A 21,177-nucleotide genomic window follows, 5' to 3' on the forward strand; every position below is an offset into this window, starting at 1 on the left:
AATGAAATATTTCAATTTATATATAGCGTGTGCCTGCCTCCTATTTTTCGGATCCATACACGCCCAACAAACCCCAGCAGACAAACAAAGCAAAGCTATATCTATAGAAGGTGCCACGGCACATTTAGGTACAGGTGAAGTTATTGAGAACGCCCTTATTATGTTTAATGAAGGTAAAATCACTTTCGTAGGAAGTGCTAATATGAAAATTGCTCGTATTGGTGATGTTATCGACGGTAAAGGCAAACACGTCTATCCTGGTTTTATTATTCCGAATTCAACTTTAGGTTTAGTTGAAATTGATGCTGTAAAGGCCACTGATGATGATTCTGAAATAGGAACATGGAACCCTAACATTAGAAGTATAATTGCTTATAATACGGAATCTAAAGTTGTAGAATCTATGAGACCAAACGGTGTTTTACTTGGGCAAATTACGCCACGAGGCGGTCGTATTTCTGGCACATCATCTGTAGTGCAATTTGACGCTTGGAACTGGGAAGATGCTGCTGTAAAAACAGACGACGGAATTCACATAAACTGGCCGAGCAACTTCAAAAGAGGACGCTACTGGTTAGGCGAAGATCCTGCATTAAAAGTGAATAAAGAATACGGCAACCAAATTACAGAAATAGAAGACTATTTTAATAATGCCAAAGCGTATTTAAAAGCAAGCCCTTCTATCACCAACTTATCTTATAAGGCATTAGAAGGTGTTTTCAATGGTTCTAAAAAACTTTACATTAATGTAGACGATGAAAAAGGCATTATTGATGCGGTTAATTTTATAAAGAAAAACGCCATTCCAAACATGGTTATTGTTGGCGGAGCAGAAGCTTATAAAGTAACCGGTATTTTAAAATCGAATAACATCTCTGTGGTTTTAAACCGTATACACTCGCAACCAAGCCAAACTGATGACGATTACGATTTACCATATAAATCGGCTAAGCTATTAGTAGATAACGGCATTACAGTAGCCTTACAAGCCAACGGACAAATGGAACGTATGAATTCTAGAAACCTACCATTTTACGCAGGTACAACCGTAGCTCACGGATTAACAAAAGCACAAGCGCTACAGTTAATCACATTAAACCCAGCAAAAATACTGGGTATCGATGCGCAGTATGGTTCTTTAGAAACTGGCAAGAGCGCCACCTTATTTATAAGTGAAGGTGACGCCTTAGATATGCGTACCAACATAATTTCTCATGCTTTTATAGACGGACGCTTAATTAGTCTAGAAACGCACCAAACAGAATTATGGAAACGTTATTCCAAAAAATATCAATCCAATTAATACCAACAAAAAAAGCAAGCTTCTCAGCTTGCTTTTTTTATTTTATATCAATTGTTATTTAAAACTTACTTAGCAACCTTAGCGGTTTCAGGAGTTTTAAATACGCTACTATCAGGAGCTTCTGTAGATAGTTTTACGTTTATAAATTTATCTTCACGACCAGCAGCTGTTGGTACATTCTCTTCAGCTTTATAGCCAACCATCGCTTCTACTACATCTAAGCCATTCACATTTTGCCAAGCTGTATAGCGTCTAAAATGTAATTCGCTACTTTTCTCTTTAGAGAAATACGTAACTGTATAACCTAACCATTCCATTTTGTAGGTTGTTGGGTTGTAGTAAAGCACATAATCGTCACCCGACGATTCACCAACACCATTTTGGTAAGAAATTTTTATCCCAGGATACGTAACACCTTCAAAAGTTAAAGGCTCAGCATCACCATAAATAATACCATCATCAGCTAAAACAAAAGGCATCGCATAGAAATAAAACATTAAGTTATAGTAAAAACGAGGGTTTCCTTTAAACGCTTTCTCTCCTTTAGTATTTAACCAAACATCCTCATCATTAGCACCAATAGTATGCTCTGGCATATCTACAACAATGTTTCTATTCTTTAAATTAGTAATCGTAGATACATTGCCACTTTCTTTCACTTGTGTGTATGCTAGAGATTGCATCTTATTCCATGTGTCCAATCCGCCATGCGCATCGAATACTTTAACTAAAGCTTCAGGGTATTTTTTAGTTGGAGCCTCTACTGTAGTTTCAGAAATAATTTCTGGCTTTGCAGCATCTTTTTTTGTTTCATTTTTACACGAAAACATTGAAATAGCAAGTAATAATAAAAAAGTGTGTTTCATAGTGGTTTTTTAATTTGTCCGTAAGTCGGAAATAAGCACTCAAAATTACATTAAATAAATTATTTTTGTAAAATATTATGATGAAAGCAATTACAAGCATCCAGAATGCATACATAAAACAACTCGTTCAACTAAAAGAAAAGTCTAGGGAACGTAAAAAATCAGGCCTTTTTCTAATTGAAGGCATTCGCGAAATAGAATTAGCCATAAAAGGTGGTTATGTATTAGACACCGTTTTATTCTACCCGGGACTCTTTTCGGAAAACGAACTAGAAGCGTTAACTACAAGCCAGGATTCAACTATTGAAATATCTAAAGACGTTTACGAAAAACTTGCTTACCGAAGCACTACAGAAGGTGTTCTAGCCGTTGCCAAACCAAAAAGCCACCTAATAAGTGATTTAAAATTTGACACCCAAACGCCGCTAATCTTAATTGCTGAAGCTCCAGAAAAGCCAGGTAATATTGGCGCTATTTTACGTACTGCCGATGCTGCCAATGCCGATGCCGTAATAATAGCCAACCCAAAAGGCGATTTATACAACCCAAACATTATTCGTTCTAGCGTAGGCTGTGTGTTTACCAATACTATAGCAACGGGTTCTACTACCGAAATTATAGAATTTCTAAAAGCGCATAACATAAATATTTACTGTGCCGCACTACAAGCTTCGGTAGACTATCACACTCAAGATTTCACAAAAGCTACGGCCCTTGTTGTTGGCACAGAAGCTACAGGTTTAAGTGATCAATGGCGCGTAAATTCCACTCAAAATATCATTATACCTATGCAAGGCGAAATCGATTCTATGAATGTTTCTGTAGCTGCAGGTATCTTAATTTTTGAAGCCAAACGCCAACGTAATTTTAAATAATTGTAAATTACCAAAAATACGTCCCTCCAAATCAACAATCTTTTTTAAGGTTGAAACATAACAAACATGACCGCAAACACGCTTTTCTACATCATTTTTGCACTAATAATCATCAATTTTATAATTGAGAAAGTTTTAGATGCATTAAATGCGAAACACTTTAATGATGCGCTTCCAGAAGATTTGCAAGATGTTTACGATGCTGAAGAATACAAAAAATCTCAGCAATACAAAGCCACCAATTACAAATTTAGCTTACTAACATCGACCTTTACCGTAATGCTTACTTTAGGATTTTTATGGTTTGATGGTTTTGAATTCATTGACAATATAGCACGAAGCTACAGCGAAAACCCAATAATTATCGCACTTATATTCTTCGGTATTATTACCATTGGTAGCGATATACTCAACACACCATTCTCTTATTACAGCACATTTGTAATTGAAGAAAAGTTCGGCTTCAATAAAACCACACAAAGCACTTTCTTTTTAGATAAGCTAAAAGGCTGGCTCATGATGGCCATTGTTGGCGGAGGTATTTTAGCCATAATTATTTGGTTTTACCAAGTTACAGGAAACAATTTTTGGTTATATGCTTGGGGATTAGTGGCTGTTTTCAGTTTGTTTATCAATATGTTTTACTCCAAACTTATTGTACCACTTTTTAACAAACAAACCCCATTAGAAGCCGGTAGTTTACGCGATAGCATTTCGAAGTACGCGAACACAGTAGGTTTTAAAATTGACAAAATATTTGTTATAGATGGCTCTAAACGCAGCACAAAAGCCAACGCTTATTTCTCTGGTTTTGGTAGCGAAAAACGTGTAACGCTTTACGATACTTTAATAAACGATTTAGATGAAGATGAAATTGTTGCTGTGCTAGCTCACGAGGTTGGCCATTACAAAAAGAAACACATCATTTTTAATTTGGTAACCTCTATTTTACTCACCGGTTTTACCCTATTTATATTATCCCTTTTTATTTCTAACCCATTATTATCAGAAGCTTTAGGCGTGCAAATACCAAGTTTCCATATTGGGTTGGTGGCCTTTGGGATGCTTTACGCACCTATTTCGGAAATTACAGGATTAATCATGAATTGGTTTTCTAGAAAGTTTGAATACCAAGCCGACGATTACGCCAAAAACACCTACAAAGCCGAACCTTTAATAACCTCCTTAAAAAAGCTTTCTAAAAATAGCTTAAGCAATTTAACACCTCATCCCGCTTATGTTTTTATGCATTACTCGCATCCTACGCTGCAGGAACGCATTGGGAATTTAAGACGATAATTATTTTAACTTAAAAAACACAAACCCCATGAACTGGAAAAACACCTACCTACTATCGATAACAGTAATAATACTTACAGTAGTAGCAAGTATAATAACCAACTACCAATATGGATTTACCCCTAACCTAATTGGTAACGCATTAACTTTCATTAAACTTTTTATATTCTTTAGTTTTATAAACATCTTAAATAAGTCTATCACAGCAAAAGCTATAAAAAAATACTTAAGACCTCTTGAGTATGCATTATATATTTTTATTACACTTAATATTATTGCTGTTGTAACATTAACTTTTCAGTTAATAACACGTCCCGACCTATTTGCGCATTTCCAAATCATTATAAGTTATGCACTGCAAATTTTCACAATTTACTTAGCTATTAATGCTTTTTATTTAAGAAAAAAAATATTAGGGAAATACAATGCCATTCAAAAAATCAGCTACACGCCTACCGATGTTAATGCTTTAAAAACCAAAACATACAACACCATTGATGATAGATTGAGCCTTTGTAAAAGATGTGTAAATAAAGCTTTTGACTCTAAAACTGGGTTAATTTGTAGTTTAAATAATGCTAAACCAAGTTTTGATACATATTGCACCGATTTTATAGTTAATGAAGCAGAGACAGAAAGAATAGACAAAACCGAAGCCATTGAAAAACCAGGATTTTTTGGTAGTTGGAAAGGCGCTTTAGTGATGTCGATTCTTGGTTTTGCACGATTTGCGATGCGCGGACTCGATGATCCTTTTGGTGTAGTATTTCTTGCTCTTGGTTTAGGCTGGCTTGTAATTGTATTAACAAGCAGAAAGAGTAACTAATTTATCCAAACCTTATTGATAAACTTCTATTTATCAATAAAAAAACAATTATGGTAATTTGGATTTATAGGTGGTGATTACACTAAAACCACCTATAAAACCGAACCTTTTATTATCTTAAAGAAGCTTTCCAAAAACGGTTTTAAGCATTTTACACCACATAAGCTGACGCCTTCATGCATTACGCGTACCCCAAACTTTTACAGCATATCAATAATTAAAAAAACACTTCTAATGTTTCTATTAGGTTGATTTTGCTAAATAAATACTCCAATGACTTCATTTTTCGTAACAAAAATAAATATACAATCGCTCCAAAATAAAAAAAACATAATGCCTAAACCTCACCCCCAGCCCAACCCCGCGTTAACGATTGCAGCGGCATCCTTTTTAAAAATTTAAGCAGCCAAAAACTTTGTTATTTCTACAAACATTCTAGATAAACACTACCATACGGAAAGCTCTAAATTTTTAAAAAGATATAGCGGAAAGCGTGTTAAAACGCCCAAAAAATTGAATATCCAAAAAATTGATTACCTTTGCAGCTTGAAACTCGGGAAAAATCGAGTTTATATTCCTCAGAGAGAGGATGTGTTACTGGAAGTTTAAGGTTAAGTATGTCGATTCGCTTTCTTATGTAACACCACATAACAAAATCGAATACTTATACAAGAATGAGCACATTCCAAGAATTAGGTCTTAATGACGACCTATTGCATGCAATTACCGATTTAGGATTTGAAAAGCCTAGTGAAGTTCAAGAAAAAGCAATCCCAATTTTATTAAATTCTGAAACCGATTTAGTGGCACTTGCCCAAACCGGAACAGGAAAAACAGCGGCATTTGGTTTTCCAATGTTAGCTAAAATAGATGTAAACAGCCGCACAACGCAAGGTTTAATTTTAAGCCCAACACGTGAACTTTGTTTACAGATTACCAACGAAATGAAACAATACGGTAAGTATTGTAAAGGTTTAAATGTGGTTGCCATTTATGGTGGATCTAGCATTACAGACCAAGCTCGTGAGGTAAAACGTGGTGCACAGATTATTGTAGCTACACCAGGTAGAATGAAAGATATGATTAGCCGTAGATTGGTTGATATTTCTAAAATTCAATATTCGGTTTTAGATGAAGCCGATGAGATGTTAAACATGGGTTTTAAAGAGGATATTACCGATATTTTATCGCATACTCCAGAAGACAAAAACACATGGTTATTTTCTGCAACGATGCCTAGAGAAGTAGCTAGAATTGCGAAAAAATTTATGGACAACCCACAAGAAATTACGGTTGGAAATAAAAATGAAAGTACAAGTAATGTAACTCACGAGTATTATTTAGTAAACTCTAGAGACCGTTACCAAGCTTTAAAACGCTTAGCAGATGCTAACCCAGATATCTTTTCTGTAGTATTTTGTAGAACAAAACGTGATACGCAAAAAGTAGCCGAAAACTTAATTGAAGATGGTTACAGCGCTGGTGCATTACACGGCGATTTAAGCCAGAACCAACGTGATTTGGTTATGCAATCGTTTAGAAAAAACCAAATACAAATGCTTGTTGCAACAGATGTTGCGGCTCGTGGTATTGATGTTGATGATATTACACACGTAATAAACTACCAATTACCTGACGAAATTGAAACGTATACACACCGTTCTGGTCGTACCGGACGTGCTGGTAAAAACGGTATTTCTATGGTTATTGTTTCGAAAAGTGAAGTTCGAAAAATAAAAAGTATTGAACGCATTATTAAACGTGAGTTCGAGAAAAAAGAAGTGCCAGATGGTATGGAAATTTGCGAAGTGCAGTTAATGTCTTTAGCAAATAAAATACATAATACTGAGGTTAATCATGAAATTGATAAATACCTTACTAGTATTAATGAAATGTTTGAAGAAACTAGCAAAGAGGAATTAATTAAGAAATTTTTCTCTGTAGAATTTACACGTTTCTATAACTATTACCAAAAATCTAAAAACTTAAACGTTGCAGAAGGCTCTAGAGATAGAGAGGGCGGACGCGAAGGTGGTCGTGATTTTGGAGGAAACTCTAACTCTACTAGATACTTTATTAATGTTGGTGAGAAAGATGGTTTTGATTGGATGAAATTGAAAGATTTCTTAAAAGACCAATTACAACTTGGTAGAGATGATGTATTTAAAGTGGAAGTTAAAGAGAGTTTCTCTTTCTTTAATACTGAAAATGAAACTAAAGATAAAGTTTTAGCTTTCTTTACAGACTTTAAACATGAAGGACGTTTTGTAAATGTTGAAGTTTCGGAAAATCGTGGTGGCGGAAGACGCAACGATAGACGTGGCGGAGGCGGAAGACGCGACGATAAACGTGGTGGCGGAAGACGCAGCGATGATAGAAAAGGTGGTTCTGGAAGCAGAAGCGACAGACGTAGAAGTAACGAAGGTGGAGGAAGCTCTAGACGTTCGGACTCTGATTCTGGTGGCGGAAAATTTGCTGGAGCTAGACGTTCTAGAAGATAGAACTTAGTTTTATAATATATAAAAAGCTGACTGAAAGTAAATTTACTTTTGGTCAGCTTTTTTTTTATGCTTAAATTTTAGCGTTTTAATGTAAAGTGTCCGTGGTATTGGCGATTTTTACTTGGCCGGTTTACTACAAACCAATAATCGGATGTGGCCAGCATGCGCCCATTAAAGGTTCCATCCCACCCTTTTGAGTGCGGATTTAACTGAATAATTAATTTACCATAACGATCGAAAATATGAACTTCTAAATCGGGTTCGGTTTCTGCGAATTCTATTTTCCAGTAATCGTGGTAGCCGTCGTTATTTGGCGTAAAGTACTTTGGATAATTCAGTAGATAGATATCTTCGGAATATACCATGCAGTCGCTCTCGCTAGTAACATATACCGTATAATCGCCAGCATCTAGATTATCGAAGATATTACTGCTTGTGTATATATTACCATCTATAGAGTATTTAAACGCACCAGCGCCCTCGGTTGTAATAATTACAGAGTTGCTGTTTGTCGTCCAATCGTTAATTTCAATATGTACCGCGAGTGGCAAACTAGCATCTACTACCCTAACAGTCTTAGTTATGCTACATCTAGAGTTACCTATATTAAAGACTGTAATGGTATAATCGCCAGCTTGATCGACCATAATACCAGAGCTTGTTTCTCCGGTGTTCCAAAGATATTCGTCGTGCATAGAACTCACATAGACTTGCACACTTTCACCTGGGCATAAATACCAAACCTCATCGATATCAATAATCGGTTGGCTACTTACTCGAATAAAAAATGATGTAAGTGCATAACATTCTGTATTAGACGAAAGTTCTACGCGCGCAAAAATTTCTTCTGTAGCACTTTGGTTCTCGTAGTTTTCTGGTAATATATTAGATTTAGTTTCGGCTTCAGTTTGAGATTTATGGTAAGTAACATTTCCGGCTTGACCGTTTAAAATAGTTGCCGTTTGATCGCCTAGATTAAAAAAGGCTTTACCGCCATTAGAGCCATCGTCACAAATAAATAAATCTTCCGCCACATAGGCCGTTGGCGTGTCGTTGATAATAACATTAAAGCTCGATGTTGAAAAACAGTCTGTTGCTTTATTTTCTAAACGTGCAAAAAGTCCTTGGTTGCTGCTAAATGTTGTAAAAATACTGGTATTCAAGCCTGGACCACCTGCATCGGCTTCCGCTTGCGATTCGTAATACGTTACTTTGTATTCGGTTGGAGGTGCATCGTTTAAAACCTCATCATCAAACTGAGATAAACTAAGCGTTTCAACACCATCGTTAGAAACATCATCACACAAAACAAGATCGATAGGAGTTCCCGCTGTTTCTGTTTCTATTATTAATTTAAAACTCGATATATCGTAACAATCGGAACTTAAGGTATTGCTAATTTTATAATAAATATCTTGAGCGTTACTCGTATTGGTGTACATACTATTCAGCATATTAACACCATCTGTTGCATCTTCAAAGCTTTCAAAATAACTTACCTCAAAAAGTGTTGTACTTTGTGCCCCCATAATATCGGCGGTTTTACTACTTAAATCGAAAGTTTCAAAACCATCATTTCCAATATCTTCACAAAATACATAATCGGTTACGGCGTTCGCTATTGGCATATCGTAAATTGTGAAATTTTTAGCCACACTATAGGTGCAACTTCCAGATTTAAAAATAGCCTTAACCAAATAATCGCCTACCGCTGCATAAGTATGCTCGGGTTTTATTAAAGTCGATGTTGTGCCATCTCCAAACTCCCATAACACAGAATCTATAGATTCGCTCGTTATTAAATCAAACGCTACGGCATCATTAAAACAGGTGTTTTCAACTTCTATTTTACCAACAAAAAACGACTGAATAAAAGAGGGCAAACCAAAAATAGCGCTGCGCCCACTAAGGTTTATTGTTCTATATTGGTAATCGCTGCTCAGGCCTTTATTATTAGGCGCTTCTATAACACTTAAATAAGACGAGAATGTATTAGACACATATATTTTACCATCTGGTCCTAATTGCAAACCCGCAATTAAGCGTCGTTCTTTAGCGAGAACCACATTGGATGCTTTTATGGCGCTTGGCGTAAACACACTCAAATCTAATTGATGCAATTCTGAGGTGTAATATTGCTGATTTAAATCGCTAACGTAAAGGTATTGGCTATTTGTAGAAAACTCTAAACCGTAAGCACCATCTAAATAATCTGCTCCAAAAAAATTATCGATTAAAACAGGATTAGACACCACGCCAGTTTCTTTATTAAAATCGAATAATTCTACAAAACTATTGGTACTCCATTTAGCAACTGCTAATTTTTTTCCGTTAGGCGAAAACTTCATACAGCCAATAACATTAAAACCCGCTCCACCGTGATAGCTTCCAACATCTGATATTACTGGAGTAGCTTCTACACCGGTTGCTGTAATTTTAAATGTTGCAAAACTACTACTATCCCAAAGATGCGCAGTAACCCAATAATCTACACCGTTACTATGCTGTACTGCCGATATTTTCTCAGTGCCAGGAGCTACTAAAAACACATTTTTTTGAGATGTTACAGCGCCATTACCGCCATTTAAACTCATATCGACTTCTGAGTATTGTAGGCCTTCGGCTTTAAAAAAATCTATAATTGTAAAAATATAGTAAATTGTATCAGAATTTGGCTTAGGCACAATAACAGCCGATTGCGTACTCGACGGATGCCCATTTAAACCATTACCATTTGGCATAATATTATGGTTTCTATCCCAAACATTAACACCGTTAGTATAAAATAAAAGTTCGCCTTTTTTATTGGAAATTACCGAACATCCTTCGTTAGTAGAAAGCGCTCCGTCTGTAAGAGAATTTACCCCACCATCATTAAAATTAACGCCCGCATTAAAACCAAAATACCAGTTAGCAGCTTGGTCTTGCGCATTAGAAAAACCCGGAAAAAACAAGACCACAAAAAAGCACAATAAAGCTATGTATTTTAAGCAGTTAGCAAACTTAAATTTGCAATTAAAATTCAACGTTTTGGAAGGATTTATTAATTTCCTTCAAAAATAAGCATCTGTAATAATATTCTTAACAAAAAACTTTTAAATTTTCATAAAAAAGCCATAATCTTCGTTAAATAGGCATAACTCAAGCCTTTCAAAGTTAAATTATATTAAAATATATGGTTATATTTAATAGTTTAGTACTTTTATAAAAAATTTGTTGATGAGAAAATATGTATTACTCCTTTTTACTTTTGCTTTATTGGTTGGGCAAACTCACGCCCAAGATGCCGAAAAAGCTATTGGTGTAGTTCTTAATGCATCGACATCCACTCCACTAGAAGGCGTTAATATTGTAAACCTTAACCAAGTAAAAGGAACCACAACAAACGACAAAGGAGAATTTGCAATTACAGCTAAAGCTAACGATACCTTGCACTTTTCATATTTAGGTTTTAAATCTATTAAAGTACGTGTTACTAACGACTGGTTAAAATTTGGAAGCTCCAACATAAACCTTACCGAACTTGCGCTTGCCTTAGAAGAAGTTGTGGTAAGCCAACTAAAATTAACAGGTTTTTTAGAAGTTGATATAAAACAAGTACCTGCCGTAAACAGTAATTACCGTTACAGTATTTCTGGTATAGAAGGTTCTGGTTACGAGGCCGATAAAAAATCTGGATTAACTAAAGTTATTGGCTCTATTTTTAACCCAGCCGATTTTCTACATCGTATGTTTGGTAAAAAACCGAACGAGCTTAAAAAGCTTAAAAAGATGAAAGAAGACGACGAAATTAGAAACCTTTTAGCAAGTAAATTCGATCGTGAAATGCTTACCGTTTTACTACAAGTAGACCGCGTAGATTTAGACGAAATTGTAAGCCAATGTAACTACTCAAAAGGATTTATACAAAAGGCAAACGATCTACAAATTCTAGATGCCATAAGCGAATGCTATGAAGAGTACAAGCTATTAAGTCGCGGTAGAACACGTAAAATATAAACTATTTGGGCGTTACCACAAGGGTCGGGCTTTCCGCTATATCTTTTTGCAAACACTTGTCTGTATTTAAAACTACTTACTTTTTTTAAACACCAGTTTCAACAAAACTTAATGTGATTAACCTTTGCAAAAAGGATGCCGCATCAATCCCTAACGCACCCATCTGCCAAATTTAGCTTCAAAGCAATAATTAGTTAAAACTTTACTAATTAACACTTTAAAAAAACTTAAAGACACAATAGACTAAACAATAATTGATTTAATTTGATATTCAACCATCAAAATAAATCATGCCGTATAGAAAAACACTACTTTTCTTTTTATTACCTGCAACCATGATTTCTCAAAATATTACAGGAAAAATCTACGACTCGGAATCTACGGTAAAAGGTGCTAAAATTTTCAATAAAACAAAAAACACCACAGCATATTCCGATGCAAACGGAAGTTTCAATTTACCAGCAGCACTAAATGATACTATTACCATTAGTTCGCTTTTTCATGCTACTAAAACTCTAAAAGTTGACACCTTTCATGTGGAAAACGAATTGGTTATTGAATTAAAAAAACAAGTAAACCAACTACCAGAAGTGTTGCTCGCCGATAAGCAAAACGATTTAAAAACGTTTGAAACCAACAGTGATTTAGGAGCTGTGTTAGCATACGACTTAAAAAACAATACAGAAACTTGGTACAAAAATATGCCTAAATCTGGAATAGATTTTGTTCAAGTTTCTAAACTAATAGGTAAGTTACTAAAGCTTAAAAAAAAGAAACCTGTAGAAATAACAACAATAAATCATAAAACATTCGACTCTCTATTTGCAACACACAAATTTTTCAATGCAGAATTATTAGCAAATCAATTAGAAATACCCGAAGGCTATGCGCCTTTGTTCTTTGACTATTGCGAAGAACAATATGTAAACAGTGAATTACTTTTAGAGAAAAATGAATTTATGCTACTAGATAAACTGCTTAACTGCAGCCGCGATTTTAGAGAACTATTAAAAACGACCGAAACCGATTAATTCGTTTCATAAAAACGTTCGGTAATTTTCTCGTGACTTTTAATGGTTTTAGTGCACCAATCTAAGCGTTTTTGTAAAATTTCATTTTCGGTTAAATGCCATTCTAAATTAGACGCTCTAAGTTTAGAAGTAGCTTGTTGCAGAATAATAGCTGCAGAAACCGATATGTTCAAACTCTCGGTAAATCCAACCATAGGTATTTTTAAATAGCAATCTGCCTCATCTAAAACTGCTTGAGATAAACCTTCCGTCTCTCTTCCGAAGAAAAAACAAGATTTTTTAGTAACATCAAAATCCTTAATATCGCAATCGTTAGCATGTGGCGTAGTAGCAACAATTTGGTAGCCTTTAGCTTTTAGATCGATAATACAATCTTTTACATGGTTGTAACGATTTAAATCGACCCATTTTTGAGCGCCCATCGCTATTTCCCTATCAATATCTTTAGAGTTTCGTTCTTCTACAATATTAAGTTCTTGTATTCCAAAAACATCACAAGTACGCATTACCGCACTAGTATTATGCAGTTGGTAAACATCTTCTGTAGCTACCGTAAAATGTTTGGTGCGCTGTGCTAAAACTTTGGTGAACTTTTCCTTTCGTGATGGCGTAAGGAAGGTTTCCAAATGCTCTAAGAGTTTTATATCGATCATGCGTCAAAAATATAAAAGTATTTTAAATCACGAACTCACAGGTAGAGAAGATTTTAGAATTAAAAGAAAGTGATCGTCTTTAAATTAAAACGGAAGCCGTTCTCAATTCATTTTAAATTTATATTTTTAACCGTATGAAACATATTGTTGTATTATCAGGAGCAGGCATTAGCGCAGAAAGTGGTATTAAAACATTTCGCGATGCCGATGGTTTATGGGAAGGTCATGATGTTATGGAAGTTGCCACTCCACAAGGGTTTGCAGCAAACCCAGAATTGGTTTTAAACTTTTACAACCAACGCCGTGCACAGCTAAATACCGTAACGCCTAATAAAGCACACATTGGGTTAGCAGAGCTTGAAAAAGATTTTAAGGTAAACATTATTACCCAAAATGTAGACGATTTGCACGAACGCGCCGGCAGTACAGACGTAACCCATTTACACGGCGAATTACTGAAAGCGAGAAGCACCTTTGATGAAACCGATATAAAAACATGGAAAACCGACCTCAACCTCGGTGATTTATGCAAGCAAGGTTATCAAATGCGTCCGCATATTGTATGGTTTGGCGAAGATGTCCCGATGATGGATAAAGCCATTAAAATTTGTGAAACTGCCGATGTTCTAATTATTATTGGTACTTCTATGCAAGTGTATCCTGCGGCTAGCTTAATGCATTATACTCCAGAAAACACCGACACCTATTTTATAGACCCGAAACCCAATATGGTGAGCTCTAAAAACATTACTGTAATTGCAGAACCAGCTACCGTTGGTGTTTTAAAATTGACCAACATATTAAAACAGCCTTGATTTTCATCGGATTTTTACTTCATTAATCATCGTTTCAGCAATTTATATAAGAAATAGTTCCGTTACAAATTCGCAAACTGATATAAAAGACTATCTTCGCGCAAAATTTAGAATTACGATTTATGAAACGTATTAATGAATACAAGAAATTATTTGGTGCCGAACAAGATATGAGTTTAAAAGCTCTAAAATCTTCTTACAGAAACTTAGTAAAAGAATGGCACCCTGATAAATTTCAGGCTGGAGATGAAAAAGCTATTGAAGCTGAATTAAAAAGCAGACAAATTATTGACGCTTACCACTTTTTAGTTAGTATTGCTCCTGAAACAAAAGCAGCTAATTTAGATGAATTTAATGCGACTATTGCTACACCTATAATGGATTGGCAACATAAAGGGTTACTTCTAGAAGTTACTTTTTTAGACGGAAATACTTATGAGTTCTTTGGTGTAAACAAAGCATTGTATATCAAATTTTCACAATCTGATAAACAAACACGTTTTGGTAAACGAAACATCTTTAACTCATTTACCTACAGAAAAATTAAGAAAAGTGAAGTAGAAGCTTAGGCTTTATTCTTCTCTTCAATCCATCGGCTCATAAATTTGGTGCTCTGCATGCTATGATGATGTAGCATTTGACCCATAAAATTATTTTGTCGATGTATATTTAAATCATCTACAATCGATTCAATTCGCGATAAGAACATCTTTTTATGTTTTTGCGAATTGAATCGATTGTTTATTATAGCAAATCCGTTCTTCTGCATTTTACTCCAAAGCACTTCGTTTTGGCATAATGCGATGGCTTGGTTCGCAAAACTATTGGCATCATCTTCAATAAACCCATTAGGTTCAAAATCGCCAAACATACCTTCTGCTCCAATAGTAGACGTTACCATAGGTGTACCATTTTGCATGGCATCTATTAATTTACCTTTTAAACCTGCACCAAACCGAATTGGCGCCAAACACACTTTAGCCTCTTGCATAACCGTATGCACATCTTCGGCAAAACCTTTTATTATAAAACCTTGCTTCTCGTTGTTTAACTGTGTTACTTTTTGAGATGCATAAGCACCATAGATATGTAATTCCGCTTGCGGTAATTGTTTTTTAATTAATGGCCAAATAGTATCTTTTAGATAAAGTACTGCATTATAATTAGGTTCATGCAGAAAATTACCAATGGTTATAAAATCCTGTCTGGTTTCAAACTTAGGAAGCTTAGTAATGGCATCCTCAGAAATTGGCTCTAACATAAACGGTAAATAAAGTAACAACTCCTCATCTACTTTAAAGTCGTTTTTTAAAATATCCATTTCCGCTTCCGAAATAATTAAGGTTAAATCGCAACGGTGAATACTTGCTATTTCTCGTTTTGCTGTATCGTTAAACAAATAGCTTTTATCGAACAAAATATTATCTTTAAATGCCTGATGGCGGCCTTTACGTAAACTATGTAAATCTTCAGTATCTAAAATCTTTATAGCATTTGGGCAGTTTTCGGTAACACGCCAGCCAAATTGTTCTTCCATCATAAAACGATCGAAAAGCACAAAATCTGGGTTAAAATCTTTTATAAACATATCGAAACTAGAATTATTCAATTCGATAGCCGTTTGTAAAACACCTATACTTTCTAAATTAAAAGCATTATCGCTTTTTGCACACGGACTCGCAAACGTGATGTTGTAATCTTGACTTTTAAAGGTTTCAATTAACTGCATCATTCGGCTACCTGCAGCAGAACTTTTAGGCTCTGGCCAAACAAATCCGATAATTAATACTTTTTTATTCACTTAAATTATATGATATTAAACCGTAATAACTGCTCTCCTATTCTAATGCAACCGATAATATGACTGTGACTAAACCTACTCAGGCTTGGCTTCCATTCCGTATTTAATACGCACCAACTGCGCCCAATCTACAACAGCTTGTATTTGCGCATCGCTAAGTTTAGCTTCAGAATGTGTAATAGTGTAAGATTCTAAAGGCATTTCCTTCTCCTCTACCATTTCTATAATTTCTTCAAACTTATGGTCTTTTCTTTTTACTGAATTACCAACCCAATTAGAAAAATTAAGTTCTTCTTTACCTTCTTCTACATGGTGGGCTAACCAAAAGTTAACGGGAGTTATATTATTGTACCAAGGATATCGGGTAACATCACTATGGCAATCGTAACAGGTTTCTTTTAAAATGAGTTTTACATCTTCTGGCGGATTTGTTTCAGCTAAAAAAGCATCTACCGAAGCTAAATCACCTTCATTTTTGTCTGGACCAAAAAATTGACCGATCACAAAGGCCACTAATAAAAACAACAATACTTTTTTTACTATCTTCATTTTAATTAAATTTAAAGCATAAAAATAAGCAATCCATTTGACTACCGAGCAACTGTACAACGAATTAAATTACGTGAACCATTCTAGAGAAAAGCGCTTGTTTTATTCTAAAATGGTGATTAATAATCCCGCATTAATCCCGAAGTTACTGGATCTTCTTTTTATGGTAGACGATAAACTATCGCCAAGAGCAGCTTGGGTTTTAGAGTTTATGTGTACCGAAAACACCGCTACTATAGCGCCTTATTTAGAACCTTTTACCCAAGGTATAAACAAAGTGCATTTAGATCCTGCAGTGCGCCCTGTGGCAAAAATATGTCAAATTTTAGCACAGCATTATTATTCAAAAGAAGATAACCTGATAAAAACAACTTTAACAAAAACACAACAAGAACGTATTATTGAAACCTGTTTTGATTATATGATTAATGATGAAAAAGTTGCCGCTAAAGCCTATAGCATGGTTGCGCTGTTTTTATTTGGAAAAGATTTTGATTGGATTCATTCAGAATTAAAAATAATTTTAGATCGCGATTATCCTACTCAAAGTGCTGCATTTAAAGCACGAGCACGAATTATTCTAAAAAAAATGAAGAAAAAATAAATTTAAAAACCGTTAAATCTTCAAGCATCCGACTTCGGACTTCCAACGAAAAAAACTATCTTTACAGCTTCAAAAAAATCAAATAAACTATGTCATTATCAGCATTAAACGCCATATCACCAATCGATGGTCGTTATAGAAGTAAAGTAAATGAATTAGCACCTTATTTTTCGGAAGAAGCTCTCATTAAATATCGTGTTTTAGTAGAAATTGAATATTTCATTGCACTTTGCGAAATTCCTTTACCTCAATTAGAATCTGTTGACAAAGCTGTTTTTGATGATTTAAGAGGTATTTACAAGAATTTTTCTTCGGAAGATGCACTTGCCATCAAAAAAATTGAAAGTGTAACCAACCACGATGTTAAAGCGGTTGAATATTATATAAAAGAAAAATTTGATGCTTTAAACCTTTCTGCATACAAAGAGTTTATCCATTTTGGGTTAACCTCTCAAGATATAAACAACACAGCAATTCCTTTAAGTATTAAGGAAGCGATGAACGATGTTTATGTACCTGAATATTTTGTGGTTTTAGAAAAACTAAAAACATTATCTAAAGATTGGGCACACATACCAATGTTAGCAAGAACGCACGGGCAACCAGCTTCTCCTACTCGTTTAGGTAAAGAAATTGAAGTGTTTGTTGTACGTTTACAAGAGCAATTTAATTTATTGAATGATATACCAAGCGCAGCCAAATTTGGTGGTGCAACGGGTAATTTTAATGCACACCACGTCGCTTACCCAAATATTGATTGGAAAGCTTTTGGAAGCACATTTGTTCAGGAAAAATTAGGGTTACACCACTCGTTCCCTACAACACAAATTGAGCATTACGACCATATGGCGGCTTTGTTTGATACCTTAAAGCGTATAAACACCATTATCTTAGATTTAGATCGCGATATCTGGACTTACGTTTCTACAGATTATTTTAAACAAAAAATTAAAGCAGGTGAAGTAGGAAGTTCTGCTATGCCGCATAAAGTAAACCCTATCGATTTTGAAAACTCTGAAGGAAACTTAGGAATTGCAAATGCTATTTTTGAGCATCTTTCGGCTAAATTACCAGTTTCAAGATTACAACGTGATTTAACAGATAGTACGGTTTTACGTAATGTTGGGGTGCCTTTCGGACATACCTTAATTGCTTTTAAATCTACCGTAAAAGGTTTAGACAAATTACTTTTAAATGAAGATAAATTTGCTCAAGATTTAGAAAACAACTGGGCAGTTGTTGCCGAGGCTATCCAAACGATATTACGTCGTGAAGCATACCCAAATCCTTATGAAGCGTTAAAAGGTTTAACCCGAACTAATGACAAAATAAACCAAGCTTCTATTTCTAATTTCATTGATACTTTAGACGTTTCGGACACTATTAAAACCGAATTAAAACAAATTACACCTAGCAACTATACTGGTATATAATATGTTTGATGATAAAACTTCTTTAATACTCTGTGGCGTTCTTGTAGCGGTTATTTTTTGCACGGGTGTTTTACAGGTTCTCGATAATTATATTGTTTTAACCGTAATATCTGTTTTATTTTTAACCATTTTGTATAATATTATTTATACCAAACAGAATTTAAAATAGTTAAAATACACTCATAAAAAAAAGGGACACTTCGGCAAAAGTGTCCCTTTTTACATTAACATTTAACTGTAATAATTACGAGTTAAATCATTTAAAAAAGTTTTGAATATCTTTAAGTTGGTCTTTATCAAAATTGGCACCTTTTAATGCGCCAACCAGAGTTCCCATTTTTGATGGATTCATGTCGCTACCTAAAACACGTACAACACCAAAACCATATTCTTTAGAGCTTCCGAAAATAATAATCTCATCTGCCTCATCATCAGTGCCTATATATTTTACAGCAATCTTATTGCCTTTATCACTAAACTCAATAAGTTCGTTGTATTTCTCATCCTTTAGAATTTTTTTAACCGCAGCTATTTCTACTTTTATATCTTCTGTATTACTTTCATTAGCCTTATAGCCAATAAAGTTTAAACGGGTTACAGAGTTAAAAGCTTCATTTTGCTCTTCGGTAAAACTAGATTTATCTACTTTCAACATAGAAATTGGTAAATCTTGCGAAATAAAATTTGGCGCCTCTTGGTGGTCTACAAAATAAGTTTGTAAAGTTGGCCCGCTGCTACAGCTAACTAACATAACTGTAGCAAAAAGACCTAATAACAAGTGATTAATGGCTCGTTTCATAATTGATGGTATTAATTTGATTGATGAAATTATTTTTATATTTAATTAAAATAGCTGTTAAACAGTATTAAACTATTTGTTCTTATCTAAATGCTTTCCTCCTGGAATATTCATTTTATCGGTAAGTTTAGAAATTTCATTTAAGTCAATATCACCCGTTAGCGATACAACAACAGTTTCAATTTTACGTTCCTTTCCTCCTACTTCAATACCTTCTTCCATAAACTTATCAACGCCGTTTACAAAAATTAAAAGCTCCTTAACGTGGTCGGCATCCTTACCTTCTTTTACGTAAAAATTCACGTTAGTACCATCGTCTTTCACTTCCATTAATTCTTCTAAAGCACTAGAGCGCGATTTTACCCATTTAGCAAGATCTGCTGCTATTACCTTATTATCGGTAATCATGGTTTTAAAACTTGTAATGCTTTTTACCATATCCATATAAGCCTTAGCTTCTTCATCTTCCACATTAATTCCCATTTTGGCAATCATTTGAAACATTTTTGGTTTTATTGATACATACGTCACATCCGAGTTGTCACTATATTTCTCAAAAACATCTTTTTGCGCCATACCTGTTAAGGGCAATAACATCACGGCCATTACGAATACTATTAATCTATTTCTCATTGTATTTGATTTTAATTTATTTGAATTGTTCATTTTTTCTCAATTAGTTTTTAAAAATTAATCCTGTAGCATTATCAATTTCGTTTAGATATCCAAGGGTTGCTTTACCTTTTTCCAATTCGTCTAAATAATTTACTGTAGACACACCTTTATTAAAATTTTGCGAAATCATTTCTAACGATTTTGTTAATTCCATTAAAGCCACTTCCGGATCTTCATAAGTTCCTAGGTCATCATTGTTTAACGAACCACTTCCAAAGTAAAACCCAATCATTAAAACCGCTACTGCAGCTACCGAAAGCCATTTGTAATTAAAATTACGCTTGGTTGCCTTAGTTTCTGTTTCAAAAGGGATATCCTTATTAAATTGCTCCTGCTTGCTTACCAAAAAATAGCCAAACATGGGTTTATACATTTCTAAATGGGGTGCAACATTGTCTCCTGCAAAATAGTTTTTTAACAGCTGCTCTTCCTTTAGGCTTGTTTCGCCATTCTCGTATTTTTCTAGTAAATTTTCTATATTATTTAATACCATAATTATGTGTATTAGTCAGTTTTTCTCTTATTGCTTTTCTTGCTCTCGATAAGTTTACGCGTACTGCTGTATTATTCATATCCAACATTTTCGAAATCTCATCTAAATCGTACTCTTCTATATCTCGTAGCTGAATTATTGTTTTCTGCAACTCGGGTAAATCTTCAATAATTTTCGACACCCAGTTAACGCTATCATTTAATTCAACTTGCTTTTGTAAAGCCGTTTGTTTATCCTCGTAATTTGTATGAACAATTTTAAGATTCTGCGCCTGTTTCGATTTCAACTTATCGAAACAAAAATTCTTAGTCATCGTCATCGAAAAAGCCTCCACGTTTTTATACTCAGCAATCTTTTTCTTATTGTTCCACAACTTAATTAAAACCTCTTGGGTCGCATCTTCGGCTTCTTCCGTCGAAACTAGTAAGCGTTTCGCTAACCGAAACACTTTATCCTTAAAAGGCATTACAACATTTAAAAACTCCGTTTGAGTCATTTTGAATTGGTTTTATTAAAACAGCTTGGTTACGGCTATTTAAGTTACGACGACTACATTTCTCATTTGTTACATCAAATAAAAAAAAACTTTAAAATAATTTGGGCGTATCCCTTTTCCGCAAAAGCTACAAAGGGTCGGGCTATACGCTCCAAGTCC

At 34.6% G+C, this 21,177-nt stretch carries 20 protein-coding genes; 11 read left to right on the plus strand and 9 right to left on the minus strand.

From position 1 onward, the window contains the following. The first annotated feature begins 1 nt into the window (after position 1). A complete protein-coding gene (locus BM246_RS10695; protein WP_074937806.1) occupies positions 2 to 1,303 on the plus strand; it encodes an amidohydrolase family protein in 1,302 nt (433 codons plus the stop codon). Positions 1,304 to 1,368: 65 nt separating this feature from the next. On the opposite strand, the gene BM246_RS10700 is transcribed toward BM246_RS10695, so the two are convergent. Next, positions 1,369 to 2,169 (minus strand): DUF6503 family protein, encoded by an 801-nt coding sequence (locus tag BM246_RS10700; RefSeq protein ID WP_074937808.1) that lies wholly within the window; start codon positions 2,167 to 2,169, stop codon positions 1,369 to 1,371. A gap of 80 nt (positions 2,170 to 2,249) precedes the next feature. Between BM246_RS10700 and BM246_RS10705 the strand changes: the two genes are divergently transcribed. The 4 genes from BM246_RS10705 (at position 2,250) to BM246_RS10720 (ending at position 7,670) form a co-directional block, all read left to right on the plus strand. Next, positions 2,250 to 3,044: a TrmH family RNA methyltransferase gene (locus BM246_RS10705; protein ID WP_074937810.1), complete on the plus strand. Its 795-nt coding sequence runs from the start codon at positions 2,250 to 2,252 to the stop codon at positions 3,042 to 3,044. 66 nt (positions 3,045 to 3,110) lie between these two features. Next, positions 3,111 to 4,343: a M48 family metallopeptidase gene (locus BM246_RS10710; RefSeq protein ID WP_074937812.1), complete on the plus strand. Its 1,233-nt coding sequence runs from the start codon at positions 3,111 to 3,113 to the stop codon at positions 4,341 to 4,343. Positions 4,344 to 4,371: 28 nt separating this feature from the next. Continuing rightward, the gene (locus BM246_RS10715) at positions 4,372 to 5,169 is read left to right on the plus strand and encodes a hypothetical protein (protein WP_074937814.1); all 798 of its coding nucleotides are present in this window, start codon (positions 4,372 to 4,374) and stop codon (positions 5,167 to 5,169) included. A 674-nt stretch (positions 5,170 to 5,843) separates the two neighbouring features. Next, positions 5,844 to 7,670, plus strand: coding sequence for a DEAD/DEAH box helicase (locus BM246_RS10720; protein WP_074937816.1), 1,827 nt, complete (start codon positions 5,844 to 5,846; stop codon positions 7,668 to 7,670). Between the two features lie 77 nt (positions 7,671 to 7,747). On the opposite strand, the gene BM246_RS10725 is transcribed toward BM246_RS10720, so the two are convergent. After that, positions 7,748 to 10,696, minus strand: a complete 2,949-nt coding sequence (locus BM246_RS10725) for a T9SS type B sorting domain-containing protein (protein ID WP_139221882.1) — start codon at positions 10,694 to 10,696, stop codon at positions 7,748 to 7,750. 193 nt (positions 10,697 to 10,889) lie between these two features. Between BM246_RS10725 and BM246_RS10730 the strand changes: the two genes are divergently transcribed. Both BM246_RS10730 and BM246_RS10735 read left to right on the plus strand, forming a co-directional pair. Beyond that, positions 10,890 to 11,669 (plus strand): carboxypeptidase-like regulatory domain-containing protein, encoded by a 780-nt coding sequence (locus tag BM246_RS10730; protein WP_042495732.1) that lies wholly within the window; start codon positions 10,890 to 10,892, stop codon positions 11,667 to 11,669. Between the two features lie 290 nt (positions 11,670 to 11,959). Continuing rightward, positions 11,960 to 12,700, plus strand: a complete 741-nt coding sequence (locus tag BM246_RS10735; RefSeq protein WP_074937820.1) for a carboxypeptidase-like regulatory domain-containing protein — start codon at positions 11,960 to 11,962, stop codon at positions 12,698 to 12,700. On the opposite strand, the gene BM246_RS10740 is transcribed toward BM246_RS10735, so the two are convergent. Further along, positions 12,697 to 13,353: a TrmH family RNA methyltransferase gene (locus BM246_RS10740; RefSeq protein WP_042495737.1), complete on the minus strand. Its 657-nt coding sequence runs from the start codon at positions 13,351 to 13,353 to the stop codon at positions 12,697 to 12,699. The two genes, BM246_RS10735 and BM246_RS10740, sit on opposite strands and share 4 nt — an antisense overlap. A gap of 134 nt (positions 13,354 to 13,487) precedes the next feature. Here BM246_RS10740 and BM246_RS10745 point away from each other — a divergent pair, with 134 nt between their 5' ends. Further along, positions 13,488 to 14,168 (plus strand): SIR2 family NAD-dependent protein deacylase, encoded by a 681-nt coding sequence (locus tag BM246_RS10745; protein WP_074937823.1) that lies wholly within the window; start codon positions 13,488 to 13,490, stop codon positions 14,166 to 14,168. Positions 14,169 to 14,290: 122 nt separating this feature from the next. After that, on the plus strand, positions 14,291 to 14,737 hold the full coding sequence (locus BM246_RS10750) for a KTSC domain-containing protein (protein WP_042495738.1): 447 nt from the start codon (positions 14,291 to 14,293) through the stop codon (positions 14,735 to 14,737). On the opposite strand, the gene BM246_RS10755 is transcribed toward BM246_RS10750, so the two are convergent. After that, positions 14,734 to 15,969: a glycosyltransferase family 4 protein gene (locus tag BM246_RS10755; protein WP_074937826.1), complete on the minus strand. Its 1,236-nt coding sequence runs from the start codon at positions 15,967 to 15,969 to the stop codon at positions 14,734 to 14,736. The two genes, BM246_RS10750 and BM246_RS10755, sit on opposite strands and share 4 nt — an antisense overlap. A gap of 75 nt (positions 15,970 to 16,044) precedes the next feature. Continuing rightward, positions 16,045 to 16,518 (minus strand): heme-binding domain-containing protein, encoded by a 474-nt coding sequence (locus tag BM246_RS10760; protein ID WP_042495740.1) that lies wholly within the window; start codon positions 16,516 to 16,518, stop codon positions 16,045 to 16,047. 37 nt (positions 16,519 to 16,555) lie between these two features. Between BM246_RS10760 and BM246_RS10765 the strand changes: the two genes are divergently transcribed. Together BM246_RS10765 and purB are read left to right on the plus strand one after the other, a co-directional pair. After that, positions 16,556 to 17,122 (plus strand): hypothetical protein, encoded by a 567-nt coding sequence (locus BM246_RS10765; protein ID WP_042505805.1) that lies wholly within the window; start codon positions 16,556 to 16,558, stop codon positions 17,120 to 17,122. An 89-nt stretch (positions 17,123 to 17,211) separates the two neighbouring features. Then, the gene (gene purB, locus BM246_RS10770) at positions 17,212 to 18,555 is read left to right on the plus strand and encodes an adenylosuccinate lyase (RefSeq protein ID WP_074937828.1); all 1,344 of its coding nucleotides are present in this window, start codon (positions 17,212 to 17,214) and stop codon (positions 18,553 to 18,555) included. 256 nt (positions 18,556 to 18,811) lie between these two features. On the opposite strand, the gene BM246_RS10775 is transcribed toward purB, so the two are convergent. From BM246_RS10775 to BM246_RS10790, 4 genes are all read right to left on the minus strand, one after another. Further along, positions 18,812 to 19,354 carry a DUF4252 domain-containing protein gene (locus BM246_RS10775; protein WP_074937830.1) on the minus strand — a complete coding sequence of 181 codons (543 nt, stop codon included), beginning with the start codon at positions 19,352 to 19,354 and terminating at the stop codon, positions 18,812 to 18,814. A gap of 72 nt (positions 19,355 to 19,426) precedes the next feature. Then, complete coding sequence (locus BM246_RS10780; protein ID WP_042495960.1) at positions 19,427 to 19,987, minus strand: DUF4252 domain-containing protein; 561 nt, start codon at positions 19,985 to 19,987, stop codon at positions 19,427 to 19,429. Positions 19,988 to 20,030: 43 nt separating this feature from the next. Next, positions 20,031 to 20,522, minus strand: coding sequence for a hypothetical protein (locus BM246_RS10785; protein WP_042505807.1), 492 nt, complete (start codon positions 20,520 to 20,522; stop codon positions 20,031 to 20,033). Continuing rightward, positions 20,509 to 21,018, minus strand: a complete 510-nt coding sequence (locus BM246_RS10790) for an RNA polymerase sigma factor (protein WP_042495747.1) — start codon at positions 21,016 to 21,018, stop codon at positions 20,509 to 20,511. Before BM246_RS10790 ends, BM246_RS10785 begins: the two co-directional genes overlap by 14 nt. Positions 21,019 to 21,177: the final 159 nt, after the last annotated feature.

Origin of the sequence: Algibacter lectus, assembly GCF_900112395.1 — a bacterium.
Taxonomy (GTDB): Bacteria; Bacteroidota; Bacteroidia; order Flavobacteriales; family Flavobacteriaceae; genus Algibacter; species Algibacter lectus.